This is a genomic window from Streptomyces aculeolatus, assembly GCF_020400605.1.
In the GTDB taxonomy this organism is placed as follows: domain Bacteria; phylum Actinomycetota; class Actinomycetes; order Streptomycetales; family Streptomycetaceae; genus Streptomyces; species Streptomyces aculeolatus.
The window spans coordinates 103,841-127,687 of sequence record NZ_JAINRD010000022.1; the positions used below are offsets into that span (position 1 = coordinate 103,841).

The 23,847-nt window shown below is 74.7% G+C and carries 23 protein-coding genes; 17 read left to right on the forward strand and 6 right to left on the reverse strand.

What is annotated here, in order from left to right; genetic code table 11:
* Nucleotides 1–197 precede the first annotated feature (197 nt).
* The 8 genes from LG396_RS29660 (at nt 198) to LG396_RS29695 (ending at nt 9,903) form a co-directional block, all read left to right on the forward strand.
* Nucleotides 198–2,708: a sensor histidine kinase gene (locus LG396_RS29660; protein ID WP_225797134.1), complete on the forward strand. Its 2,511-nt coding sequence runs from the start codon at nt 198–200 to the stop codon at nt 2,706–2,708.
* Complete coding sequence (locus LG396_RS29665; RefSeq protein ID WP_018837263.1) at nt 2,708–3,112, forward strand: roadblock/LC7 domain-containing protein; 405 nt, start codon at nt 2,708–2,710, stop codon at nt 3,110–3,112. Before LG396_RS29660 ends, LG396_RS29665 begins: the two co-directional genes overlap by 1 nt.
* 177 nt (nt 3,113–3,289) lie before the next feature.
* Nucleotides 3,290–4,501: an ABC transporter substrate-binding protein gene (locus tag LG396_RS29670; protein WP_225797135.1), complete on the forward strand. Its 1,212-nt coding sequence runs from the start codon at nt 3,290–3,292 to the stop codon at nt 4,499–4,501.
* 1 nt (nt 4,502) lies between these two features.
* Nucleotides 4,503–6,689, forward strand: coding sequence for a branched-chain amino acid ABC transporter permease (locus LG396_RS29675; protein WP_225797136.1), 2,187 nt, complete (start codon nt 4,503–4,505; stop codon nt 6,687–6,689).
* Nucleotides 6,686–7,507: an ABC transporter ATP-binding protein gene (locus tag LG396_RS29680; RefSeq protein ID WP_225797137.1), complete on the forward strand. Its 822-nt coding sequence runs from the start codon at nt 6,686–6,688 to the stop codon at nt 7,505–7,507. The genes LG396_RS29675 and LG396_RS29680 overlap by 4 nt, the downstream gene beginning before the upstream one ends.
* An 8-nt stretch (nt 7,508–7,515) precedes the next feature.
* The gene (locus tag LG396_RS29685; RefSeq protein ID WP_225797138.1) at nt 7,516–8,232 is read left to right on the forward strand and encodes an ABC transporter ATP-binding protein; all 717 of its coding nucleotides are present in this window, start codon (nt 7,516–7,518) and stop codon (nt 8,230–8,232) included.
* Between the two features lie 155 nt (nt 8,233–8,387).
* The gene (locus LG396_RS29690) at nt 8,388–9,284 is read left to right on the forward strand and encodes a universal stress protein (RefSeq protein WP_225797139.1); all 897 of its coding nucleotides are present in this window, start codon (nt 8,388–8,390) and stop codon (nt 9,282–9,284) included.
* A gap of 97 nt (nt 9,285–9,381) precedes the next feature.
* Nucleotides 9,382–9,903 carry a hypothetical protein gene (locus LG396_RS29695; RefSeq protein ID WP_225797140.1) on the forward strand — a complete coding sequence of 174 codons (522 nt, stop codon included), beginning with the start codon at nt 9,382–9,384 and terminating at the stop codon, nt 9,901–9,903.
* A 103-nt stretch (nt 9,904–10,006) separates the two neighbouring features.
* Here the strand turns inward: LG396_RS29695 and LG396_RS29700 are convergent, their stop codons facing one another.
* Complete coding sequence (locus LG396_RS29700; RefSeq protein ID WP_018837270.1) at nt 10,007–10,603, reverse strand: TetR/AcrR family transcriptional regulator; 597 nt, start codon at nt 10,601–10,603, stop codon at nt 10,007–10,009.
* Between the two features lie 19 nt (nt 10,604–10,622).
* Complete coding sequence (locus LG396_RS39470; protein ID WP_263979735.1) at nt 10,623–10,754, reverse strand: hypothetical protein; 132 nt, start codon at nt 10,752–10,754, stop codon at nt 10,623–10,625.
* 159 nt (nt 10,755–10,913) lie between these two features.
* Between LG396_RS39470 and LG396_RS29705 the strand changes: the two genes are divergently transcribed.
* A complete protein-coding gene (locus tag LG396_RS29705) occupies nt 10,914–12,038 on the forward strand; it encodes an aminopeptidase P family protein (protein WP_018837272.1) in 1,125 nt (374 codons plus the stop codon).
* 58 nt (nt 12,039–12,096) lie between these two features.
* On the opposite strand, the gene LG396_RS29710 is transcribed toward LG396_RS29705, so the two are convergent.
* The 3 genes from LG396_RS29710 to LG396_RS29720 form a co-directional block, all read right to left on the reverse strand.
* A complete protein-coding gene (locus LG396_RS29710; RefSeq protein ID WP_225797141.1) occupies nt 12,097–12,825 on the reverse strand; it encodes a TetR/AcrR family transcriptional regulator in 729 nt (242 codons plus the stop codon).
* A 59-nt stretch (nt 12,826–12,884) separates the two neighbouring features.
* A complete protein-coding gene (locus tag LG396_RS29715) occupies nt 12,885–13,199 on the reverse strand; it encodes a nuclear transport factor 2 family protein (RefSeq protein ID WP_037742880.1) in 315 nt (104 codons plus the stop codon).
* Between the two features lie 210 nt (nt 13,200–13,409).
* On the reverse strand, nt 13,410–14,060 hold the full coding sequence (locus tag LG396_RS29720) for a DUF427 domain-containing protein (protein WP_225797142.1): 651 nt from the start codon (nt 14,058–14,060) through the stop codon (nt 13,410–13,412).
* 366 nt (nt 14,061–14,426) lie between these two features.
* On the opposite strand from LG396_RS29720, the gene LG396_RS29725 reads away from it, so the two are divergent.
* From LG396_RS29725 to LG396_RS29755, 7 genes are all read left to right on the forward strand, one after another.
* A complete protein-coding gene (locus LG396_RS29725; protein WP_018837276.1) occupies nt 14,427–15,965 on the forward strand; it encodes a glycoside hydrolase family 3 protein in 1,539 nt (512 codons plus the stop codon).
* A 40-nt stretch (nt 15,966–16,005) separates the two neighbouring features.
* Nucleotides 16,006–17,124: a phytanoyl-CoA dioxygenase family protein gene (locus tag LG396_RS29730; RefSeq protein ID WP_225797143.1), complete on the forward strand. Its 1,119-nt coding sequence runs from the start codon at nt 16,006–16,008 to the stop codon at nt 17,122–17,124.
* Entirely contained in the window at nt 17,106–18,419 is a 1,314-nt protein-coding gene (locus tag LG396_RS29735) for a DUF6271 family protein (protein WP_225797144.1), read from the forward strand. Before LG396_RS29730 ends, LG396_RS29735 begins: the two co-directional genes overlap by 19 nt.
* A complete protein-coding gene (locus tag LG396_RS29740) occupies nt 18,362–19,645 on the forward strand; it encodes a type III PLP-dependent enzyme (protein WP_225797145.1) in 1,284 nt (427 codons plus the stop codon). The genes LG396_RS29735 and LG396_RS29740 overlap by 58 nt, the downstream gene beginning before the upstream one ends.
* On the forward strand, nt 19,608–20,150 hold the full coding sequence (locus LG396_RS29745) for a GNAT family N-acetyltransferase (RefSeq protein ID WP_225797146.1): 543 nt from the start codon (nt 19,608–19,610) through the stop codon (nt 20,148–20,150). The genes LG396_RS29740 and LG396_RS29745 overlap by 38 nt, the downstream gene beginning before the upstream one ends.
* 5 nt (nt 20,151–20,155) lie before the next feature.
* On the forward strand, nt 20,156–21,310 hold the full coding sequence (locus tag LG396_RS29750; protein WP_225797147.1) for an MFS transporter: 1,155 nt from the start codon (nt 20,156–20,158) through the stop codon (nt 21,308–21,310).
* A 71-nt stretch (nt 21,311–21,381) separates the two neighbouring features.
* Complete coding sequence (locus LG396_RS29755) at nt 21,382–22,146, forward strand: 4'-phosphopantetheinyl transferase family protein (RefSeq protein WP_225797148.1); 765 nt, start codon at nt 21,382–21,384, stop codon at nt 22,144–22,146.
* A 27-nt stretch (nt 22,147–22,173) separates the two neighbouring features.
* Here the strand turns inward: LG396_RS29755 and LG396_RS29760 are convergent, their stop codons facing one another.
* Nucleotides 22,174–22,626: a DUF4188 domain-containing protein gene (locus LG396_RS29760; RefSeq protein WP_225797149.1), complete on the reverse strand. Its 453-nt coding sequence runs from the start codon at nt 22,624–22,626 to the stop codon at nt 22,174–22,176.
* Nucleotides 22,627–22,994: 368 nt separating this feature from the next.
* Between LG396_RS29760 and LG396_RS29765 the strand changes: the two genes are divergently transcribed.
* Complete coding sequence (locus LG396_RS29765) at nt 22,995–23,795, forward strand: HAD-IA family hydrolase (RefSeq protein ID WP_225797150.1); 801 nt, start codon at nt 22,995–22,997, stop codon at nt 23,793–23,795.
* Nucleotides 23,796–23,847: the final 52 nt, after the last annotated feature.

Below are 23,847 nucleotides of genomic sequence, written 5' to 3' on the forward strand. Positions count from 1 at the left end.
ATTGCATCTCCCTCTTACATATTTTGATGTTGTACTCACCCGTAACTTATACTTCCGACTTAGCATCAGACACATCGCTCAGCCCACCCTCAGCAGGAGCGATGGATGCACCGACCCCCACATGTCACACCCTCCCCATCGCAAGGTAATCCCGTGTCAGCTTTACTGTGTCATGACCCCGACGTAGGGGTCGCGTAGTGAAGATCAACCGTCGACTCGTCCTCCTGGTCGCCGTGCCCCTTGCGGTGGCCATCGCCTTTTCCGTGCGCGCACTCGCGCCGGCGACGACCCAGGCGTTCCAGGCCAACAGGCTGGCGCAGATGGTCGATGCCGCCGAGTCCGCCGCGGAGCTGACCGCACGGCTGCAGCACGAACGTGTCGCCGCAACCGCGCTGGTCGCCTCGCAGGGCGATGCCACCACCTTCCGCAAGGCCGCCGACGCCACGGACGCAGGTATCTCGGACTACACCGAGAAGCGCAGGAAGCTCGACTCCCTTCCTCACAACGCCGACCTCGCCCTCCAGCGGATCGACCGCTCGCTGGCGGAACTGCCGTCCCTGCGCGCCCAGGCGCGCTCCGGCGGCGGCACGCTCTCCGCGCTCGCGTTCGGGTACCGGATCACCATCGCCGACCTGATCGACTACCGGGACGGCATCGCCCAGGCCGACGGCGTCGACGCCGACATCGCCGACCGCATCCGGGCCTCCGCCTCCCTGTCGCGCGCCGCGGAACACGTGGCGCAGCAGCAGGTCGTGGTGCTCCGCGCGCTGGCCGGCGGCGGCTTCACGCCCGCCTCCCAGCGCACGTTCGACGCCACCCAGCTCGGCTACTCCGAGTCCACCGGCGTCTTCTTCACGCTCGGCCCCGCCGAGTGGCGCTCCTGGCTGGAGCGCACGCTCTCCGGCCCGCGCGCGCTGCCCGCGCAGCGGATGGAGGACGAGGTCGGCCGTACCACGGTCGGACAGGACCTCGACATCTCCGCCGCCGAGTGGCAGGAGGCCACGGCCGACCGGCTGTCGATGCTGCGCTCCGTGGAGAGCCGCGTCGACGACGCGGTGCACGCCTCCGTCAAGGAGGAGCGCTCCACGCTCATCTGGTGGGCCGTCATCGAGATCATCGTCGTGCTCGTGACGCTGGTCGGCGCGCTGCTCTTCGCCTTCCGGATCGGGCGCGTGATGATCCGCCGGCTGCGCGACCTGCGCAACGCGGCGCACACCGTGGCCACGGAACGACTGCCGCAGATCGTCACCGACCTCTCCCAGCCCGGCGCACTCGGCGGCGCCACGCCGCAGCAGGTCGCCGACAGTTCCGGCAGCCCGGTGGAGACCACCGGCGAGGACGAGATCGGCGAGGTCGGCGAGGCGTTCAACTCCGTCCACCACGAGGCGGTACGGCTCGCGGCCCAGCAGGCCCACGCGCACGAGCAGTTCGCGGAGACCCTGGTCGGCGTCGCCCGCCGCGGCGCGCAGCTCACCTCGGTCATGGTGTCCGAGCTGGACGCGGTCCAGCGCGACGAGGCCGACCCGGAGCGGATGAAGATCCTCTTCGCGCTCGACCACCTCGCCATCCGCATGGAGCGCAACACCAACAACCTGCTGGTGATGGGCGGTTACGGACACGCCCGGGTGCGCGAGGCGGACGCACCCTGCGCCACCGTGGTCGTCGCGGCCGCCCAGCAGATCGAGCGGTTCGAGCGCGTCGCCATGGGGATCGTGGAGCAGGGCATCGGCATCGCCGCCCGCGCGGTGCACGACCTCGCGCACATCCTCGCCGAACTGCTCGACAACGCCACCCGGTTCTCGCCCCCCGACAAGCAGGTGGGCGTGGCGGTCTGGCGGCTGTGGGACCGCGCGGTGGTGCAGATCGTCGACGAGGGCGTCGGCATGACCGCCGAGCGCCGCGACGAGCTGAACACCCGCCTGGCCAACCCGCAGACCGGCGTCGGGGCCGTGCGGTCCATGGGTCTGCACGTCGTGGCGCGGCTCGCCGCCCGGCACGGCATCGTCGTCGAACTGCGCTCCTCCGCGGGCCCCGGCACCATCGCCGAGGTCACCCTCCCGCCGTCGGTCCTCGTGGCCGTCGAGGAGGAGACGATGGTGGAGGGCGAGCGGCCGCTGGTGGAGGGGGAGGCGAGCGTGTTCGGCGCCGCCCCCCGCGGCGTGCCGGGCCCGCGCAAGCCGATGGACGAGCCCGTCGCGACCGCCGCGCCCCGGCGCGGCCCCGCCGCGGCCGCCGCCGGGAGGCCGGCCCGGGCCACGCCGGAGGCCGGGACCCGCGACGGCGGCGACACGCGGCGCACCCCGCCCTTCGGTCCCGACTACGACCCGGCCGACCGCGTCGCCGGCGTCAGCGCCTCGGGACTGCCCGTGCGGGCGCGCCAGCCGGCGGACCAGTGGCCGCGGTTCCCCAAGCGCGACGGGGAGGGCAAGCCCGGCAGGAGCGAGCGGAAGCCGGCGCCCGCCAAGCGCCGGGACTCCCGGCAGATCTCCGACGTCCTTGCCGCGTACACCCAGGGCATCAGCAGGAGCACGGGCCGCCGTGAGGGAGCCGGAGGGGCCGCCGACCGCGGCCGCCCGGCGGGTGCGGGCGGCAGCGGCGGAAGGGGCGACGGCCGTCCTCGTAACGACGACGGAGGCCGTTCCCGTACCGCCAGGAACAGCGGCCGTACCCGGTCCGCAAACGACGACGACTCGCAACGGAGCACGTGATGACGACCCCATCCACCGCCGACCTGAGCTGGCTGCTGAGTGACTTCGCCCGTCGCATCCCCGAGGTCACCCAGGCCATCGCCGTCTCCGTGGACGGCCTCGCCCTGGCCTTCACCGGGGTGGACCAGGACGACGCGGACCGGCTGGCCGCCATCGCCTCCGGCATCGTCAACCTGCTCTCCGGCGCCGCCCAGTTGATCGAGGCCGACCCCGTCGAGCACACCCTGACCGCCATGGAGGGCGGCTACATGTTCTCCATGGCGGTCTCCAGCGGGGCGTCCCTCCTGGTCACCACCACCCGGGACGCGGACATCGGCGAGGTCAGCTACATGATGTCCGAGCTGATCAACCAGGTCGGCGAGGCGCTCAGCCCCCAACTGCGCGACTCGCAGCCCGCCTCCTGACACGGCCGCACGGGCGGGCCCCTCACCCCGCCCGCGCGTCCGGCCGCCGGGTCCGTCGTCAGCCCGCCCGTCGTCGTGCCACGCCCCTATTTTCCGTCATCCCGTCATCCCCGGTCACCCCCCACCCCCCCCGGACCGACCCCCAGTCCATCCCTCATTTTTCCCTCGGGAGCCTTCGTGTTCGTCAACGCATCCATACGCCGCCCGGGCCGTAGCAGAACCCGGGCCTCCGCCGCCGCAGCAGTCGCCGCCTCGCTGGCCCTCGCGGGCTGCAGCGGCGGAGACAGCGGCTCCGGCGACGACACGGTGAAGGTCGGCCTGCTGGCGTCCCTCTCGGGTACGTACGAGCCCGTGGGCACCGACCTGCGCAACGGCTTCCAGCTCTACCTGGACACCCACGACGGCAAGCTGGGCGGGCGGGAGGTCGAACTGTCGGTGGGCGACGAGGGGGACGGCCCGCCCACCGCGGTGCCCTCGGCCACCAAGCTGGTGAAGAAGGACCGGGTCGACGTGATGACCGGCATCGTCGCCAACGGCTCGTACAACGCCGTGCTGCCGATGCTGGAGCAGAACAAGATCCCGCTGGTCAGCTCCAACGGCCGCCCGGAGCTTAAGGACGTCTCCCGCGTCTGGCACACGTCCTTCCTCTCGAAGGACATGGGCACCGCCATCGCCCCGTACGTCAAGGAGGAGGTCGACGGCCCGGTCTACGCCATCGGCCCGGACTACCAGGGCGGCTACGACCAGGTCGGCGGCTTCACCGACACCTTCGACGAGATCGGCGGCGAGCTGGCCAACCCGGACGGCGAGACCGCCTGGACGCCGTTCCCCGACACCACCAACTTCACCCCGTACTTCGCCGAGATCGCCCGGTCCGACGCCAAGGCGGTGTACACCTTCTACGCCGGCAAGGCGGCGATCGACTTCGTCAAGCAGTACGCCCAGTCGGACATCGCCGACCTGCCGCTGTACGCCTCCGGCGCGCTCACCGAGGGCACTCTGCTCAACGCCCAGGGGGACGCGGCCGAGGGCATCCAGTCCGTCTTCAACTACGTGCCCGACCTGGACAACGACGCCAACCGGAAGTTCGTCTCCGACTGGACCGCCAAGCACGACACCCCGCCCACCGAGTACGCCATGGCCTCGTACGACGCCGCCCACGTGCTCGACATGGCGATCGCCGACGCCGCCGACAAGGGTGAGGTGAACTCCGAGACCATCAACGAGGCCCTCGGCGGCCTCGGCCAGATCGACAGCCCGCGCGGCTCCTGGGAGTTCGGCAAGAAGTCGCACGCGCCGGTGCAGAAGTGGTACCTGCGCGAGGTCCGCAAGGACGGCGAGCAACTCTCCAACGTCACGGTCCAGGACCTGGCCACGCTCGGCGACTGACATGGGGGCACTCGATGCCCAGCTCGTGCCGGCGGTCGACGGCGTCGCCTACGGGCTGCTGCTGTTCGTCGTCGCCGCCGGCCTGAGCCTGGCGTTCGGCACCGCCGGCGTACTCAACCTGGCGCACGGCACGCTGTACGCGGTCGGCGCCTACACCGGCGCGGAACTGAGCGACGGCACCTGGGGCGGCCTGGCCCTCGGCCTCGTCGCCGGCACCGCGGCCGCCTGCGCGGCGGGCGCGGTGCTGTCGGCGGCGACGGCGCCACTCGCCCGCCGGGGGCATCTCGACCAGGCGCTGCTGACGTTCGGGCTCGCGCTCATCGGCGGCAACCTGCTGGTCGAGGGGTTCGGCGCGGACGAGATGCCCGTACGGGTCCCGGACGCGCTGGACACCTCCGTCGACCTCCTCGGCCACCGCTACCCCGCCTACCGGCTCGGGTTCATCGTCATGGCCCTGGTCCTCGCCGCCGCCGGCACCTGGGTGCTCACCCGCACCCGCGCGGGCGCCGCCGTACGGGCCGCGGCCGACGACCCCGAGATGCTGGCCACCACCGGCCTCAGCCCCCGGGTCGTGCACACCGGGGTGCTCGCCGCGGCGGGCGCGCTGGCCGGCGCCGCGGGCGTGCTCGGGGCGCCGATCATCGGCCCCGGGCCGAGCACCGGGGACACCGTGCTGATGCTGTCCCTCGTCGTCGTGGTCCTCGGCGGGCTCCGCTCGCTGTGGGCGACGCTGGTGGCCGCCATCGGCGTCGGCGAGGTGCAGACCCTGGGCGTCTCCGTCGCCCCCGACTGGGCGCCGTACCTGCTCTTCGCGGCGATGGCCGCGGTGCTGATCCTGCGCTCCGGGCGCGGACTCGCCGAGCCGCACGGCCCGGACCACGACGCCGACCCGCCGCCCGACCCGGCGGAACGGCTGCGCCGCAGGCTGGCGCAGGTCCCGTGGCCGGGGCGCGGTGCGCCGGCGGCGCGCCGGGCCAAGGCGGCGGCCGCGGCCGCCGGCGGCACCGGCGCCGGGCGGACCGCCGCGGCGCTGCGCGCCGTCGCGCCGCTGCTCGCCCTCGTCGTCGTGCTGGCCGTGCTGCCGATGATGCTCGACGCGTACGCCCTCTCCCTCGCCGGCTACGCCCTGGCCCTGGGCCTGCTCGCGGTCAGCGTCACCGTGGTCACCGGCTACGCCGGGCTGCCCACGCTGGGGCAGACCGCGCCGTTCGCCGTCGGCGCGTACACCACCGCCAAACTCGCCGAGAACGACTGGACGGTCGGCCCCGTGCAGGTGGTGGTCTCCGCCGCCGTCGCCGCCGCGTTCTGCGTCGTGACCGGCCCCGCGGTGATCCGCGCCCGAGGCACCACCGTGCTCATGATCACCGTCGCGGTCGGCGAGCTGACGGCCATCGCCATCGGGCAGTGGAAGTCCGTGACCGGCGGCACCGACGGCCTCGCCGGGTTCCCCTCCACGCAGGCGTTCTGGGGCGGCGAGCCGCTCTTCGAGGAACTGGCGATCTACCAGTACGCGGCCGTGGTCGTCGTCTGCGTCGTCGCCGTCGCGCTGGTGCTGCTCCGCTCGCCGGCCGGCAAGCTGCTGACGGGCTCCCGGGCGGCGGAGGAGCGGATGCGCGCCTCCGGCCACCCCGTGACGCGGTACCTGCTGGTGGCCTACGTCGGCGCGGGCGCCCTGGCGGGCGCCGGCGGCTCGCTGCTCATCGCCGTGCAGAGCTACGTCTCGCCGGCCGACGTCGGCTTCGAGATCGCCGCGCTCGCGCTGCTCGCGGCCGTCATCGGCGGCATCACGTCGGTGATCGGCGCGCTGGTGGGCGCGGGCCTCATCGTCTACACCCGCGACTGGCTGGCCGGTTCGTGGCCGGGCCACGGGCCGCTGCTGCTCGGCGTGCTGTTCGTCGCGGCGGTCTACCTGCTGCCGCGCGGGCTCGCCGGGCTGGTGTCCGGGGCACCCCGGGCGGTCGTGGCAGACGGCAAGGACGGCGCAGGCGGCGCGGACGGCGCGGTCGGCGGTGGCGCGTCGGCGGGGCTGCCCGCGCCGCGCGGCCCGGGTGACGCGGAGACGCCGGAGCCACCGGAGTCACCGGAGCCACCGGAGTCGGAGCATTCACCGGAGTCGCCGGACGGTCCGGCCGTACCGGGACCCGCGGACGCGGACCCACCGGTCCGGATCAGGAAGGGGACGACGTGACCGCGGCCACCGCCCTCGAACTCGCCGGCCTCACCCGCCGCTTCGGCAGCCTCACCGCCGTCGACGACGTCTCGCTCGACCTGCCCGTCGGCGCCCGGCACGCCCTCATCGGCCCCAACGGCGCCGGCAAGACCACCCTGCTCAACCTCATCGCCGGCACCGAGCGCCCCGACCAGGGCGCCATCACGTTCCTCGGCCGCGACGTCACCCGTACCGCACCCGCGCGGCGCAGCCGGCTCGGCGTCGCCCGCAGCTTCCAGCAGCCCACCGCCATCCCGGACCTGACCGTCCTGGACAACGTGCTGCTCGCCTCCTGGCGGCACCACCCCGAGCGCCGCGGCGCCTGGCGGCGGGCGGCGCGCCGGGGGCGGCTGGCCGCGGCCGCCGCGGACCGGCTCGCGGACGTGGGCCTTGCGGGGGTGGCCGACCGGCCGGCGGGCTCCCTGTCGCACGGGCAGCGGAGGCTGCTCGACCTCGCCGCCGCGCTCGTCGCCCGGCCGCGCGTGCTGCTGCTCGACGAGCCCGCCGCCGGGCTCACCGACCGGGACGTGGTCCTGCTGCTCGACGTGCTCGGCGCCCTCGACGACGACATCGCCGTGCTGCTGGTGGAGCACAACACCGAGGTGGTCGCGCGGCTGGCCCGTACGGTCACCGTGCTGGTGACCGGGCGGGTGCTGGCCTCCGGGCCGGTACGGGAGGTCTTCGACCGGCCCGATGTGCGCAGCGCGTACCTGGACGCCGCCACCACGGCGGACGCCCCCGCGGCCGGCGGCACCCCGGGTGCCGCCGGCGCCCACGACACCGGCGCGAAGAGGTGACCCGCCCCATGCTCCGCATCTCCGGGCTGTCCGCCGGCTACCACGGCGGCACGGTCCTCCACGACCTCGACCTCGACGTCCCCGAGGGCAGCGTGCACGCCGTCGTCGGCCACAACGGCGCCGGCAAGACCACCCTCGTCCACACCGTCGCCGGCCTGCTGCGGCCGTCCGCCGGCACCGTCGGGATCGCCGGGCGGGACGTCACCGGCCGCCCGGCGCACCGCATCGCCCGCGCCGGCGTCGGGCTCGTACCCCAGGGCCGCCGGGTCTTCGCCCGGCTGACCGTCGCCGAGCACATCCGCCTCGCCCACCGCCCTCCCCGCGACGGTGGCGGCGGCCGGCCGTGGACGCCGGAGCGGGTGCTCGACCTGCTGCCCCGGCTCGGCGAGCGCAGCGGCCACCGCGGCACCGACCTGTCCGGCGGCGAGCAGCAGATGCTCGCGCTGGCCCGCGCGCTGCTGGGCTCGCCGCGCGTGCTGCTGCTGGACGAGCCGACGGAGGGCCTGGCGCCGGTGCTCGTGGGGCAGATCCTCGACCTGGTGCGCACGCTGGCGGGGGAGGGCCTCGCGGTGCTGCTGGTGTCGCCGAGCCCGGCGTCGGCCGCGCAGTGCGCGGACACGGTGACCGTGCTGACGTCCGGCCGGGTCACGGCCCGGCTCTCCGGTCCCGCGGTGCGGAAGGACCCCGGGGAGTTGCACGAGGCGCTGGCGCTGACGGCGCACTGACCCGCGGCCGGCTGCGTACGCCGCGTCCGTTCCGGCGGCGCGGCTCACCCGCTCACCGCCCGCCGGCTGGCGGGACCGGCGGCGGTGGGCAAGCCTGGGGGCACGGTACGTGGACCCGGCGGCGCGCCCGGCGCCGCCCGCACGGACGGAGGCCGATGGTGAGTGCACCGGTGCTGGTGGGCGTCGACGGGTCGGCCGAGGGCCTGGCGGCGGTTGCCGTGGCGGCCCGGGAGGCGCGGATGCGCGGCACCGGGCTGCGTATCGTGCACGCCTTCTTCTGGCCGATGATGCGGGTGCCGCTGGAGCCGTCGTCGATGGGCCCGCCCGAGGGCGGACTGCGCAACCAGGCGGAGCAGTTGGTCGCCGAGGCCGTACGGCACGCGGGCGAGGCCGAGCCGGGCGTCGCCGCGGAGGGCGCCGTCGTCACCGGCGACACGCTGCCGGTGATGGCGGAGGAGTCGCGCAGCGCCGCGCTGGCCGTCGTCGGCAGCCGCGGGCTCGGCGCGTTCGCCGGCCTGCTGCTGGGCTCGACGGCCGTACACCTGGCGGCCCACGGCCACTGCCCGGTGCTCGTCGTCCGGGGCGCGGGCGACCCGGCGCGCGAGGGCCCGGTGGTGGCGGGCGTGGACGGCTCGCCGGCGGGCGACGCGGCGATCGAGTTCGCCTTCGCCGAGGCCGCGCTGCGCGGCACCGGCATCCTCGCCGTACACGCCTGGTCGCCGTGGAAGGCGGAGGTACCGCCCCCGCAGGACCCCGCGGCACCGTACGCGAGCGGGGCCGGCGACCTGGCGGCGAACGAGGAGCGGCTGCTCGCCGAGGCGCTGGCGGGCCGTCAGGAGCGCTACCCGGACGTGCCCGTCGACCGCCGCGTGCTGCGCGGCGGCCCCCGGGAGGCGCTGATCGAGGCGAGCCGGGAGGCCGCGCTGGTGGTCGTGGGCGCCCGGGGGCGCGGCGGCTTCACGGGGATGCTCCTGGGCTCGGTGAGCCAGGCACTGCTGCACCACGCCGACTGCCCGGTGGCGGTGGTCCGTTCGCAGACGGCCAGGAGCTGAGGGCCCGTTCGCGAACCCTCGACCGCGGCGGCTGCGCTGCGGGAGGATGTGCGGTGAGGACCGGCGGTCACCTCGGCGCGAGCGGACGGCGGAGGCCATGCGTTTCTACATCCTGTTCCTACTCCTCGCCGCTGTGCTCACCGTCGCGGCCGTTCTGCTCGGAAGACTCAGCCGCGGCGACCCCCCGGTGAAGGTGCCGGCGGCGCGCCCGCCGGTCGCCGGCCCGACCCCGTACCTGCCGCCGGTGGCCGAACCGGGCTACGAGACGCTCGTGCCGCCGCCGGTCCGGGGGCGGCAGCACCTCCGTATCGAGGCCGGTACCGAGGACACCGTGTGCACGCTGTCGTCCTACGGCGACCGGATGGCGCTGGGGCGGGCCGATCCGTACCTCGTCGTCCGCATCCCCGCCGCCGCCCGGGCGGACCTGTACGACCTGCGTGCCGGGACCTACGACATCCTCATCGAGACCGGGTACGACTGGGACCGCGAAGCGCGGGCGTTCCGCGTGCCCCGCAGCCGGCGGCGCTCCATGCAGCCGCTCCGCCTCTTCGGCCCGCACACGCTCGTCATCACCGCCTACCCGGTGGAGAACGGGGACTTCCAGCTCACGGACCTCTGACCCGCTACTCCCCCCGCCGCCTCTCCCGGCGCCGAACCCCGCGCACGGCGGGGCGACTCGGACGGTCGGCCGCCTCCGCGGCGGGAGGCGCGGGGGGTGGGGGTCAAGGGCCGATGCCGGTGAGGAGGAGGTCCACCGTGGCTTCCAGGAAGGCGTCGTCCAGTGGTTCGCGGGTCAGCAGCAGGCGGGTGTGCAGCGGGCCCGTCAGGGCCTCGAAGGCCAGCCGGCGGTCGACGCCGGGGCGGAGTTCGCCGCGGGACTCGGCGCGGTCGAGGACCTGCGCGCCGACCGCGAAGCGGGTGGTCCAGAACTCGTCGCGGGCCGCCTCGTACTCCGCGAGGTCCTCCTGCACCGCCATCCGCAGCAGCAGGCCGCCCAGCGGGGTGCGGACGAAGGCGGCGGTGTCGTGGAGGAGGGCGAGCAGGTCGCCGCGGAGGGTGCCGGTGTCGGGGGTGGGCAGGTCGGTGCGGGTGCGGTCGAGGACGGCGTCGAGCGCGAGCGCGGCCTTGGTGCCCCAGCGGCGGTAGATCGACGTCTCGTGGACGCCGGCGCGCTGCGCGACCTCGGCGATCGACAGCGCGTCGGCGCCGTGCTCCAGGACGACGTCCACCGTCGCCTGCAGCACGGCGGCGCGTACGCGGGCGCTGCGGCCGCCCGTTCTGCGGGCGGCGGTGGCGGGCTGGCGGCTGCTTTCCGGCATCCCGCCAACGTAGCGCAGGTCAGTGCGGCGCCGGCCGCTCGGCGTGGGCGCGGTCGAGTGCGGCGACCAGTGCCGCGGTCACGGCGGTGAGCCCCATGCCGCCGGCGGCGAACACGGTGAACAGCGTCCAGAAGTCCGGAGTGAGAACCATCGGGGTGCCTCCTGCCAGTTAACGCAGTGATTCTTGCTTTAAGGTACGACTCCGCCGCCCCCTAATGCAAGTTGACTTGCGTTACACGGGTTCCGGGGCGGACGGGGTACGTTCCTTCCAGGCCCGGCACACCCGCCGACGAGCACCGAGGAGCCCCGCATGACCGGCGACTTCGCCCCGTTCACCGCCGACGACTACCGCGCCCGCATGCGGCACGCCGCCCGCGCCGCCGCCGGCGCCGGGTTCGCCGGGCTGCTCGTCGCCCCCGGGCCCGACCTCGTCTGGCTCACCGGCTACGCGCCGCCCGCCGCCACCGAGCGGCTCACCCTGCTCGTGCTCGTGCCCGGGGCGGATCCGGTGCTCGTGGTGCCGAAGCTGGAGGCCGGCGACGCCGAGAAGGCGGCCGGCGGACCGGCCCTCACCCTGCGCGACTGGACCGACGGCACCAGCCCGTACGCCGTGACCGCACCGCTGCTCGACGCCCGCGGCCGGTACGCGGTCAGCGACGACGCCTGGGCCCTGCACCTGCTCGGACTCCAGCGCGAGTTGCCGGAGTCCGCGTACGTCTCCTTCTCCGACGGGCTGCCGATGCTGCGCGCCGTCAAGGACGACGCGGAACTCGCGCGGCTGGCCGCGGCCGGCGCCGCCGCGGACGCCGCGTACGAGGAGATCAGGAACGCGCGCTTCGCCGGCCGCAAGGAGTCCGACGTCGCCGCGGACCTGGCCGCGCTGCTGCGCCGGTTCGGCCACTCCCAGGTCGACTTCACCGTCGTCGGCTCCGGGCCCAACGGCGCCAACCCGCACCACGAGGCCGGCGAACGGGTCATCCGCGAGGGCGACATGGTCGTCCTCGACTTCGGCGGCCTCGTCCACGGCTACGGCTCCGACACCACCCGCACCGTGCACGTCGGCGAACCCACCGCCGAGGAGCGGGAGATCCACGACGTCGTGCGCGCGGCGCAGGAGGCCGGCTTCCGGGCCGTACGGCCCGGCGCCGCCTGCCAGGAGGTGGACCGGGCGGCGCGCCGGGTCATCGCCGACGCGGGCTACGGCGAGTACTTCATCCACCGCACCGGGCACGGCATCGGCACCACGACCCACGAGCCGCCGTACATGATCGAGGGCGAGGAGCAGCCGCTCGTGCCCGGCATGTGCTTCTCCGTCGAGCCCGGCATCTACCTGCCGGGGCGCTTCGGCGTGCGCATCGAGGACATCGTGACCGTCACCGGGAGCGGCGGCCGGCGGCTCAACGACACCGCGCGCGAGATGGCGATCGTCTCCTAGGCGGGGGGTTCCTCAAGCGGGGGGCTTCAAGCGGCGGGCTCCTCAAGCGGAGGTCTGCTCAAGCGGAGGTCTCCTGCGCGGCCGTCTCCGGGTCCCGGCTGCCCGGGCCCTGCCGCGGGGGCCGGCCGGTCCGCCCGCCCCGCCGCCGGGGCGTCCGCGGCAGCCGGCGCAGCCCCTTCTCCAGCTGTGCGAACGCCTGCTCCGCCTCCGCCACCGCGCCCGCGTGGCGCGCGTCGGCCGACTCCCCGTACGCCAGCCGCGCGGCGTTCTCCCGGGCCAGCGCCCACTGCACGGCGACGATCTGGGCCGCGGCGAGCCGGGCGGCCGGCTCGGGGACGGCCGCGGTCTCGCGCAGCGCCTCGGCGAGCGCCCGCTCGGCGCCGGCCCGGAACCGCTCCATCCGGGCCACCAGCGAGGGGGTGTCGAGGATCATCCGGTGCAGCGCGCGGACTTCGGGCCGGTCGTCGAGCCCGGTGACGGGGTCCCGCTCGCGCAGGCCGCGCAGGAAGTGCTCCCGCAGCGCCGCCAGCGGGGCGGTGCGCGGCGGGCGGGCCCGTACCGCGCGGGCGGCGTCGGTCTCGTGGTCGGCGAGGCGGTGCGCGACGAGGTCTTCCTTGGTCGGGAAGTACGCGAAGAGCGTGCGCTTGGACACCTCCGCGGCCTCGGCCACCCGGGCCACCGAGACGCCGGCGAAGCCGTGGCGGAGGAACAGGGTGATCGCGGCCTCGGAGAGCGCCGCCCGGGTCTGCTGCTTCTTGCGCTCCCGCAGCCCTGGTTTGCCGTCCACGGCGTCACGGTAGCAAACAGGTATCCCGGGGGGATTTCTCGACCAGGTGCAGTTTTACGTCATGCCTGACCGGTGTCGAAGTGGCTGATGCGGTCGCCGTCGACGGTGAAGGACCACCGGGTGCGCATGCCGCCCCAGGTGGAGTTCGAGTACGTGGCCACGAGCGACCGGCCGTCCGCGGCGACGGACTCGACGTCCATGTGGCCGGCGGAGGAGAAGATCTCCTTGTCGGTCCAGGCGGCGAGGTCGCGTTCGCTGCCGTCGTCGGTCATGGTCGCGTCGTCGGTGAGGAGCGCGAAGAACGCGTCCCTGTCGCCGGCGTTGAGCGCCGCGACGAAGGCGGCCACGACGGGGTCGGTGAGCTGGGCGGCCATGGGGCACCTCCGGGTTCGCTGCCGTGCGCGCACGCGCCGCGTGCGCCACCCACGGCGCCATTGTCCCGCCGGCGGGCCCGCCCCGCAGGTCGTGCCCGCGGCCGCCGGACGGCCCGCGCCGGGCCGTCCCGGGCACGCCCGCCCCGCGCGCGGCCGGCCCGTACCCGGACCCGCCCGGTTTCAGGGCGCCCGCACCCGACCCGCCCGCGCTCACGCCGCCCGCTTCACCCCCTCCACCACCACGTCCGCAACCGAGGCGTAGAACGCCACGTACCCCGCCAGCGGCGCCACCTCGTGGAACGGCTCCTCGTACGACCACGCCACGTCCGCGCGCTCCGGCGTGCCCGCGCCGCGGTACGTCCGGTACGACGCGAAGCCCTTGTACGGGCACCCCGTCCGCGTCGGCGTGGGCTCGAACAGCTCCAGCCGCACGTCCTCGGGCGGCAGGTAGAACTGCGCCGGCAGCCCCGTCTCGAAGACCGCCAGCGGCCTGCGGGACTCGGCGACCGGTTGCCCGTCGATCGAGACCCGCACGTGCCGCGCGCTGCGCACGGTGTCCACCCGGTGGTACGGGTCCCGGGGGCCCACCGGCAGCTCCTCGTCCTCCTCGAACCAGCGGTCCAGCGCCGACCACCGCACCGACACGTGGCCGGCCAGCTCCGCGTCCCCGTCGTACGTCCGCACCGCGTCCGGCACGAGGTCGGTGCGCACGTCGCCGCGCGGGAAGGCGTACGTCACATACGGCTGGCCGGCCTCCCGGACCAGCAGCGGCGCCCCGCTGTCGACGACGAGTTCGCCGCCGAGCCTGCCGCGCACCCGGCGCTCGCTCGGCTCCCAGGTCCTGGTCTCGAAGATCGGCATCGTTCCTACCTCTCGGCGGTCAAAATCTGTCAAAGCCTGTCAGTGCCAACACCCGCCGCGGACCGGGACTTCCCGCCCGGGAGCGCGGTCGTGCGCGCCCCGGCGTACGTGGTCCGCGGGCCGTCCGCAGGTCGCCTCCGGGGCGCCCACCGTTGCGGAGCAGGGCATTCCGCCAGCGATCCGATCGCGGACTTCCTTGACACTCCCGATTGGTATAGGCCAGTATCCGGCATTGGTCTGTACCAAGTCTTTCCATGCCACGTCAGCCCGTTCCGACACACCTTGCACTCCACTCGCACCCGTCGCGCGCCCGGCCCCGCAGTCCGCCGCGGCCGCCGTCCCGCCCCTGCTCCCGCGGAGGTCTCCATGGCAGCCAACAACCCCGAACTCGCCCGGCTGGCCAACTCGGTTCTCCAGCCCGGGTTCGTGGGCACGACCGCGCCCGACTGGCTGCGCCGCAGAATCGGCGAAGGACTGGCGTCCGTGGTGCTCTTCGGCCGCAACATCGTCGACCCCGAGCAGGTCGCCGCGCTCACCGCCGCGCTGCGCGCCGAGAACCCCGACCTGATCATCGCCATCGACGAGGAGGCCGGCGACGTCACCCGGATCGAGGCCGGCACCGGCGCCACCCGCCCCGGCAACCTCGCCCTCGGCGCCGTCGACGACGTCGAGCTGACCGAGCAGGTCGCGTACGACATCGGCCGCCAGCTGCACGCCATGGGCGTTTCGCTCAACTACGCCCCCTCCGCCGACGTCAACTCCAACCCCAAGAACCCCGTCATCGGCGTCCGCGCCTTCGGCGCCCGCACCGACCTCGTCTGCCGGCACACCGCCGCCTGGATCCGCGGCCTGCAGTCCGCCGGCGTCGCCGCCTGCGCCAAGCACTTCCCCGGCCACGGCGACACCAGCGTCGACTCCCACCACGGCCTCCCGCACGTCGCCGCCGACGCCCGCGAGATCGCCCGCACCGCGCTGCCGCCGTTCACCGCCGCCATGGAGGCCGGCGTACGCACCGTCATGACGGCGCACATGCTCATCCCCGCCTACGACGACAGCCTCCCCGCCACCCTCAGCCCGCGCATCATCCGCGACCTGCTCCGCGACGAGCTCGGCTTCACCGGTCTCGTCGTCACCGACGGCATCGAAATGGGCGCCGTCTCCGACCTGTACGGCATCGGCGGCGCCACCGTCCGCGCCCTCGCCGGCGGCGTCGACGCCGTGTGCGTCGGCGGCGAGAACGCCGCGGAGTCCGTCGCCACCGACCTGACCGACGCCATCGTCGCCGCCGTGCACGACGGCAGCCTGCCCGAGGAACGGCTCGTCGAAGCCGCCGCCCGGGTACACGAGTTCGCCGCCTGGTCCGCCGCGCTGACCCGCAGCGTCCCGGCCGGCGACCCCCGCGGCGGCGACGGGGCCGACCACCAGATCGGCCTCGTCGCCGCCCGCCGCGCCGTCCGGGTCCACCACGACCCGGCGGGCCCGGCCCGCTTCCCGCTCGTCGGCGATCCGCACGTCGTCGAGTTCTCCCCCGTCACCAGCCTCGCCATCGACGGCCGTACGCCCTGGGGCGTCGCCGACCCGCTGCGCGCCCTGCGCCCCGGCACCACGTCGGTGCGCATCGGCGAGTCCGAGCTGACCGGCGCCGCCGGCGCCGCGGACGTGCTCGACGGGCAGGCACTGCGCCCGGCCGACGGCCGCGAGCTGGTCGTCGTCGTCCGCGACGCCGCCCGCCACCCGTGGATGTGGCAGGCCCTGGCCGACCTGGTGCGGCGCCGGCCCGACGCGCTCGTCGTCGAGATGGGCCTGCCCGCCGAGGACCGGCTCGGCGCCGTGCACCTGTCGACCCACGGTGCCACGCGCGTCTCCGGCATCGCCGCGGCCGAGGTCCTCACCGGCGCGGTGTGACGGCCGCACGCAACACGGTTCCACCTCTGGAGGACGTTCCATGGCCGACCCCGGCCCGTACCTGTACCGTGCCGCTTCCGACACCCCGTACTTCAGCGCCGACGGCGAGTCCTACCTCGCCCGCACCCCGTTACGCGACATCCGCAAGTCCCGTCCGCTGCGCGTGCTGTCCGAGGAGGACTACGCCTTCTGGCAGACCTACGGCTACGTCGTGGTCAAAGAGGCGATACCCGCGGAAGCCGCCGCCCTCCTCCTCGACTTCGCCTGGGACTTCCAGGGCCTGGACCCCGACCGCCCCGAGACCTGGTACGAGGACCGCGAGTTCCGCTCCGACCTCGACCGCGACCTGCACGTCTACGGCTTCGTCGAGGCGTACCAGCACCAGCTGATCTGGGACAGCCGCCAGACCCGGCGCGTCTACGACGCCTTCGCCGACGTGTGGGACTGCGACGAGCTGTGGGTGACCCTCGACCGCCTGAATCTCAACCCGCCCAACGTCGGCAACCGCAGCCGCACCCTCATCGAGCCCACCGACACCGGCTTCGACATCGAGCTGCACTGGGACGTCGACACCACCCTCGCCGTCCTCCCGCAGCGGGTGCAGGGCATCATCGCCCTCAACGACACCGGCCCCGACCACGGCGGCTTCCAGTGCGCGCCCGACCTCTTCCGCGACTTCGAGAAGTGGAAGCTCGCGCAGCCCGCCGGCCGGGACCCGATCCGGCCGAACACCGACCGCGCCGAGTTCCCCGTCGTACGCCCCGAACTGGCCGCGGGCGACCTGCTCATCTGGAACGGGCTGCTGGCCCACGGCGTCGCCGCGAACGCCTCCGACAGGGGCGTACGCGCCGTGCAGTACCTCGCGATGATGCCCGCCCTGGAGGAGCACGAGCGGCTGCGCCGCTCGCGCGTCGAGTCCTGGCGCACCCTGAGCACGCCCGACTGGAACGCCACCCTCCTCGGCGACGCCCGCCGGCACGAGGCCGAGCGGTACGGGCCGGCCGAGCTGACCGGCCTCGGCCGCAAGCTCCTCGGGGCCGACTCCTGGCGCACCGCTGCGCCGGACACCGGGACACAGGAGGCCGGGGCGCACGCGGCCGGGGCACAGGCGGACGGGACGGCACGGACCGGGGAGCGGGCGTGGCACGCATCTGCCTGACGCTGCCCACCAACCGCGCCTGCGCGGCCACCATCGCCGCCGTCCACGAGGAAGCCGCCCACGCCGCCGCCCACTTCGGCGCCGAGGTCCACTTCCTGGTCCTCGACTCCGCCGACGAGCGCGACCGCGCCGGCCACGCGGCCGCCGTCGCCGGGCTGCCGCCGGTGCCCGGTGTCGTCGTGCACCACCTCGGCGAGGCGGAGCAGCGGGCCTTCCTCACCGCCGCGCTCCGCCGCGCCCGGGTCGCGGGCGCCGCGAAGCTGCTGCGCATGCTGCTGCCCGACGCCGTCTCGTACGGCGCCTGCACCGACCGCGCGTTCCTGCTCGCCGCCGCTCTCGGCTGCGCCTCGGTGCACCGCCGGGACTCCGACAGCCGCTACCAGACCGCCGCCGGCCGGCCCGTCTTCCCCGTCCACCACGAACTGGCCACCCTGGGCCGGCCCGCCGCCGAGGCGGCCCGGCGGGTGGACGCCGACGCGCTGAACCCGCTGCACGGCCACAAGCCGGTCTCCCTCGTCGGCGCGTCCTTCGTCGGCGAGATGTCCGTCGACATCGCGGAGATCCACGACCTCGACCCCGCCGTCTACCACGACGTCGTCAGCCTCTGGGCGCCGCCCGACTGGCCGGAGGAGCGCAAGCGGGCGCTGGTCGAGGAGTCCTTCAAGGGCGCGGGCACCGAGCCGTTCGGCGGCGACCACGCCGTCCTCGGCGCCGTCGACCCCATGCGCGTCGACATGTGCAACGTCGCCTTCCACCGCGGCGTGTACGAGGCCGTCCCGCTGCCGCCCGCCACCGACACCATCGGCAGTGACTACTTCCTCCTCCACCTCGTCCACGACGCCACCCTGCCCGGCGTCCTGCACAACCGGCACATCGTCAACTACCACACCGACGAGCGGAAGACCGGCGCCGGCTTCACCGCCTACCAGCTGCGGTTCGCCAAGTTCCTGCTGTCGATGCTCTACTTCAACTTCGTCTACGGCGAACTGGCCGCCGCCGGCCCCGCGCTCCTCGACGGCCGGCACCGCCTGCGCGCCGCCGCCGTCGGCGAACTGGCCGCGCGCAGCACCCGGCTGGACCGCGACGAGAACGTCATGCGGCTGACGGCCCTGGAGATCGCGTACCGCAAGCTCGGCGGCAGATACGCCGAGTTCGCCGGCGTGCTCGCCGCCCGCGGCCGGGACCTGCTGGAAGAGGCCCGCCGCGACATGGCCGACTTCGCGCTCCTGATCGCCGCGTGGGGGCCGCTGGTACGGGCGAGCGCGGCGACCGGCCTGCCGGGGACCGCGCGGTGACCGCAGCGGTACGGCCCCCGCAGCCGGCCCCGCCGGCGCCCCCCGCGACGGCTTCCGCCGTCACCGCGCGGCTGCGCGCCGCGCTCGCCGCCGCCGAGGACGACCGGATCATCTACGACCTGCCCGGCATCGAGGAGCGCTACGACGAACTGCTGCGCCGGCTGCCCGGCGTCGACGTCAGCTTTGCGATGAAGGCGTGCCCCGTCGACGAGGTGCTGGCCCGGCTGGCGGAGAAGGGCGCCGGGTTCGACGCCGCCAGCCCCGGCGAGGTCGAGCAGGCGCTGTCCGCGGGCGCGCCCGCGGCCCGTATCCACTACGGCAACACCGTCAAGTCCGACCGCGGCATCCTCGCCGCGCGCCGCCTCGGCGTCCACGACTTCGCCACCGACAGCACCGAGGACGTCATGGCCCTCGCGGCACTCGCCCCCGGCGCACGGGTGTTCTGCCGGCTGGCCACCACCGGCGAGGGCGCGCTGTGGGGGCTCAGCCGCAAGTTCGGCTGCACCCCCGACGAGGCGGTGCGGGTGCTCGCGGGCGCCCGGGCCGCGGGCCTGACGCCCGCGGGCCTGTCCGTGCACGTCGGCTCGCAGCAGATGACGGCCGCGGCGTGGCGCCGCGCGTTCGACACCTTCGCGGACGTGCTGGCGGCCCTCGCCCGGCGGGGCATCCACCTCGACCACGTCAACCTCGGCGGCGGCCTGCCCGCCCTCGGCTACCGCGACCTGCGCGGCCGGCCGCTGGTGCCCGAGCTGGACGAGACGTTCGCGACGATCCGCGCCGGCATGGCGCGGCTGCGCGCCGCCGCCCGCGGCCCGCTGCGCTTCGTCGTCGAGCCGGGCCGCCACCTGGTCGCCGACCAAGGCGCGATCCGGGCGCACGTCGCGCGCCTCTCCTCGCGCCGGCACGCGGACGGCGAGCGGGGCTACTGGCTCTTCCTGAGCTGCGGCAAGTTCAACGGCCTCTACGAGGTCGACCAGTTGCAGTACCCGCTGGTGTTCCCCTCCCACGGCGACGCCGCCGAGCTGGTGCCGGCGGTCGTCGCCGGGCCCACCTGCGACAGCGACGACGTCGTGGCGCAGGGCCGCGTACCGGTCCAGGTGCCCAGGGCGGCCGCGTCCGGGGACCCGGTGTGGATCCTGTCCAGCGGCGCGTACGCCGTCAGTTACATGACCCGGGGGTTCAACGGCTATGGCCCGCTACCGCACACCTGCCTGCGCGCCGGCTGACGTGCGCATCCGCCACATCGCCGCGTACGACTGGGGCGCCATCGCCGCGCTGGAGGACCGCGCGTACGCCGACCGAGAACTCGCCGAGGGCCGGGAGGCGCTCCAGGCCCGCGGCCGGGCCTCGCCCGGCACCTGCTTCGTCCTGGACGCCGACGGCGCCCCGGAGGGCTACCTGCTGGCGCTGCCGTACCCGAGGTTCCGCTGCCCGGAGCTGCGCGGTGCGGAGGAGGCCGGGCACACGGGCGACAACCTGCACCTGCACGACATCGTCGTCGCCGAGCACCTGCGCGGCGCCGGGCTCGCGGCCCGCCTCCTGGCCCGGCTGACGGCCACCGCCCGCGCCCGGCGGTTCCGGCGGATCTCCCTCGTCGCCGTCGCCGGCACCGCCGCGTTCTGGACGCGCCGCGGCTACGGCCCGCACCCCGACGTGGCGCCCCCGGCCGGCTACGGCCCCCGGGCCGTCTACATGTCCCGGGCCGTGTCCGTGTCCAAGGAAGGGGGCTGATCACGATGCTGCCGATACGCGACGGGTTCCGCCGGTCCCAGGTGGCCATCGCGGCGCTCTTCTGCTTCCTGGGCTTCCAGTACGTCACATGGGTGTCCCGGCTGCCGTGGATCAAGGACGAGCTGGACCTGACGGCGACCGAGCTGGGGCTGCTGCTCATGGCCTGCGGCGCGGGCGCGGCGGCGTCCTTCCCGCTGGTCGCCCACCTGATGAAGGCGATGGGCGCGAAGCGGCTCGCGTTCGCCTCGGCCGGCGCCCTGCTGCTGTTCCTGCCCGCGTTCGCCGCCGCGCCCAACTACCCGGCCGCGCTCGCCGTCGTCGCCGTCGACGGCGTCGCCGTCGGCTGCCTGAACGTGGCGATGAACGCGCAGGGCGCGGCGCTGGAGCGGATCCACGAGCGCACGGCCATGGCGAAGATGCACGCCACGTTCAGCGCCGGGTCGCTGGCCGCCGCGCTGCTGGCCTCCCTCGTCCAGACCGCGACCCGGGAGCCCGCCGCGCACTTCGCGGTGGCCGCGGTGCTCCTGGTCGCCATGCTCGCCGTCGCCCGCACCGGGCTGCCGGCCGACGACGGCTTCCGGGCGCCGGAGAAGGAGCGCCGCCGCCGGCGGCTGCCGTCGCGCGTCACGCTGTGGATGGGGTGCGCGATGGCGTTCGGCACCGTCACCGAGGGCGCCATGAACGACTGGTCGACGCTCTACCTGGAGGACGTCGCCGAGGCGGCGCCGGAGGTCGCGCCGCTGGGCATCGCGGTGGTCTCCGTGATGATGGTCGCCGCCCGCCTCTTCGCCGACGGCTGGCGCACCCGCTGGGGCGACGGGCCGGTGGTCGGGTTCGGCAGCGCGCTGGCGGGCACGGGGCTCGCCGTGGCGGTGCTCGCCGGCGGGGTGGTGCCGGCGCTGCTCGGGTTCGCCTGCGTCGGCCTCGGCGTGGCGGCCGTGACGCCGTGCGTGTACGTCGCGGCGGCCCGCGAGGGCCCCGACGCGCTGTCCCTGGTGGCGTCCATGGGCACCACGGGGCTGCTGGGCGGGCCCGCGGTGATCGGCTTCGTCGCGGGCGCGGCCGGGCTGGCGTGGGGGATGGGCGCCGTCGCCGGGTGCGCGCTCCTCGTGTCGCTGTGCACGACGCGTATACGCTGGCCCGCGCTGAGCAACGCCTGAGCGGCGCCCGGGCGCCCGCCGGCGCGAACGGGGCCCGGCGCGACGGCTGTTCGAAACGGGGGTGGGACGGCATGGCGGAGCACGTGCGGGACCGGTCGCCGGAGGCGGACGGGAGCGCGGCGGCGGGCGGGGACGTCCCCGGGTCAGCGCCCGGGACGCCGCCGGAGCTGCCCGCGGGCGTACGGGTGTGGACGTTCGACGCCGGGCCCGGCGTCGAGCCGGACCTGTCGGCGCTCGACGACGCGGAGCGGCGGCGGCACGCGCGCTTCCTGCGCCCGGCCGACCGGATCCGCTACGGCGTCGCCCACGCCGCGCTGCGCCGGCTGCTCGGCGAGCTGACGGGCACCGCGCCCGCGGCGCTGCGCTTCGGCCGGCAGCCGTGCCCCCGGTGCGGCGGCCCGCACGGCCGGCCGGTGCTCGAACGGCCCGCGGGCGGCCCGGAGTTCTCGCTGTCGCACGGCGGCGGGCTGGTGCTCGTGGCCGTCGCGCCCGGCCGGGTGGGCGTCGACGTGGAGCCGGTCAAGGACGCGCCCCCCGAGTCGGGCCTGGTGGAGCGGCTGCACCCGGCGGAGCGCGCGGTGGTCGACGCGGCGCCCGAGGCGCTGCGGTCCGCCGCCTTCACGCGCCTGTGGACGCGCAAGGAGGCGTACCTCAAGGGGCTCGGCGTGGGCCTGGGCCGCGCCCTGGACGCGGACGACGTCTCCACCGGCGTGCCCGGCTGGCACCTGGTCGACCTGGCCCCCGGGAAGGGCCACGCGGGGGCGCTGGCCGTGGAGTGCGCGGGTGCCCCGGACACCGTCCCGGGAATGCGCGAAAGGGGCGCCGACTTTCCCTGACGCGGCGTGACCGGCCGCCGACCCGGCTCATTCCGGTTCCGCTCTGCGACCCGGTTCCCCGCCGAAAGCGGCGGCCAGTCCGAATTCCGGCATGTTGATATAGCGGGCCTCGTAGGAGCCCGGCCGCACGTAGTACAACTCGTGCCAGATGCCGACGTCCCCGCCGCTGCCGACGGCGCGGTTGAACCACTTCCAGTACGTCCTGTGCCGGTGCTCCTGAGATTTCGAGAACTCCGTTATGTGCTCGGCCGACCGCCAGTACTGCACGACCGTGATCGTGCGTCCTTTGCGGCTCATTCTGCTGCCCAGCAGGCCGAGTTCCGGATCCTCGCCGAGTTCGACCAGCAGCTTCGGCATCGCGGTGAACGCCGGCCACCACCTGTGCACCTTCCAGAGGTAATTGATGCGCATTCCCACCAGGAAGAGCACGAATTCTTGGCCGGTGTCGACATTTACCCTGCCCTGCTCTATCCGCGGCATGTCATCCGGTTCCCTTCCGGGGGTCGTCGCGCTCGCCGAGCCGGTCGTCCGCCATCGTAGAGCGTCCGCCGCCTCGGCAACATCGCCTGTACAGGGGCCGGTTGAGGTGCCCAAAGCGGCAACATCCAGCCTTGTCCCCTGAGTGGGACATATCCGACAAAGGTTTTGCGAAAAAAGAATGGTTCAGACCAACGGATTGCATGTACGATGACGCTCGCTCGAACACCGAGCCGAACGCGCGATGGCCTCCAGTCACCGCGCGACTACTGTTCGTCACACTCTGGACACGGCACCACATAACCCTCGCTGCACGGCCTGAAGTTCACCTTTCACCGAACGGACAGGTACTTATGTGGAAGGCGGCCCGCGTGGAGATTCCGGTGGACTCCGCGCACCAGCCGGTACGAAGCACCAACGAACTCGACGAAGCTGTCGCGACGTTGCCCGCGGGGGCGGGCAACACCTCTGAAGAGTTGTTCACCGACACCCCGGAAACGGGTGTGAGCAGGACTCATTCCCTGCTGAATATCGGATTCCGCGACCTCGGTGACCCCGGCCGGCCGCGCTCGCTCGACGTGCACGCCGTGCTGTTCGACATGGACGGCACACTCGTGGAATCCGCGGCCGCAATGGACCGCCATACCCGCATGTGGGCCAGGCGCCATTCCCTCGACCCCGAGAAGGTCATACGCGCCTCACACGGGCGCCGCGACATCGACGTCATCCGCGAACTGGCCCCCCACGCCGACCCGCACGCCGAACTGGCCTGGTTCGACCACCTGTCGTGCACCGACGCCGCCGGCGTCCGCGCCGCCCCCGGCGCCCCGCGGCTGCTGCGCGCCCTGCCCGCGCGCCGCTGGGGACTGGTGACCTCCGCGACCCGGAGCGTCGCCCGCAGCCGGATGGCGGCCGCGGGACTGCCGCTGCCCGACGTCCTGGTCTGCGCCGAGGACGTCACCGCCGGCAAGCCCAGCCCCGAGGGGTACCTCACCGCCGCCGCCCGCGTCGGCGCACCCCCCTCGTACTGCCTCGTGATCGAGGACGCCGACGTCGGCCTGCGCGCCGCCCGGGCCGCGGGCATGCCCGCGCTCGCCGTCGCCGGACCGCCGGGCCCCGTCCACGGCCACCGCGTCGCGGGCCTCGGCGCGCTCTCCGTCACCGCCGACTGACCCACCACCAGCCGTCCGCGCCGCCACCCCCGTGCCCACGGGGCCGCGGCCA

Bases quoted from the DNA above. Each gene is read 5' to 3' on its own strand.
- LG396_RS29665 (WP_018837263.1), top strand. From the start codon at position 2,708: ATGACGACCCCATCCACCGCCGACCTGAGCTGGCTGCTGAGTGACTTC.
- LG396_RS29675 (WP_225797136.1), top strand. From the start codon at position 4,503: ATGGGGGCACTCGATGCCCAGCTCGTGCCGGCGGTCGACGGCGTCGCC.
- LG396_RS29685 (WP_225797138.1), top strand. From the start codon at position 7,516: ATGCTCCGCATCTCCGGGCTGTCCGCCGGCTACCACGGCGGCACGGTC.
- LG396_RS29690 (WP_225797139.1), top strand. From the start codon at position 8,388: ATGGTGAGTGCACCGGTGCTGGTGGGCGTCGACGGGTCGGCCGAGGGC.
- LG396_RS29695 (WP_225797140.1), top strand. From the start codon at position 9,382: ATGCGTTTCTACATCCTGTTCCTACTCCTCGCCGCTGTGCTCACCGTC.
- LG396_RS29700 (WP_018837270.1), bottom strand. From the start codon at position 10,603: ATGCCGGAAAGCAGCCGCCAGCCCGCCACCGCCGCCCGCAGAACGGGC.
- LG396_RS39470 (WP_263979735.1), bottom strand. From the start codon at position 10,754: ATGGTTCTCACTCCGGACTTCTGGACGCTGTTCACCGTGTTCGCCGCC.
- LG396_RS29705 (WP_018837272.1), top strand. From the start codon at position 10,914: ATGACCGGCGACTTCGCCCCGTTCACCGCCGACGACTACCGCGCCCGC.
- LG396_RS29715 (WP_037742880.1), bottom strand. From the start codon at position 13,199: ATGGCCGCCCAGCTCACCGACCCCGTCGTGGCCGCCTTCGTCGCGGCG.
- LG396_RS29720 (WP_225797142.1), bottom strand. From the start codon at position 14,060: ATGCCGATCTTCGAGACCAGGACCTGGGAGCCGAGCGAGCGCCGGGTG.
- LG396_RS29725 (WP_018837276.1), top strand. From the start codon at position 14,427: ATGGCAGCCAACAACCCCGAACTCGCCCGGCTGGCCAACTCGGTTCTC.
- LG396_RS29730 (WP_225797143.1), top strand. From the start codon at position 16,006: ATGGCCGACCCCGGCCCGTACCTGTACCGTGCCGCTTCCGACACCCCG.
- LG396_RS29745 (WP_225797146.1), top strand. From the start codon at position 19,608: ATGGCCCGCTACCGCACACCTGCCTGCGCGCCGGCTGACGTGCGCATC.
- LG396_RS29750 (WP_225797147.1), top strand. From the start codon at position 20,156: ATGCTGCCGATACGCGACGGGTTCCGCCGGTCCCAGGTGGCCATCGCG.
- LG396_RS29755 (WP_225797148.1), top strand. From the start codon at position 21,382: ATGGCGGAGCACGTGCGGGACCGGTCGCCGGAGGCGGACGGGAGCGCG.
- LG396_RS29760 (WP_225797149.1), bottom strand. From the start codon at position 22,626: ATGCCGCGGATAGAGCAGGGCAGGGTAAATGTCGACACCGGCCAAGAA.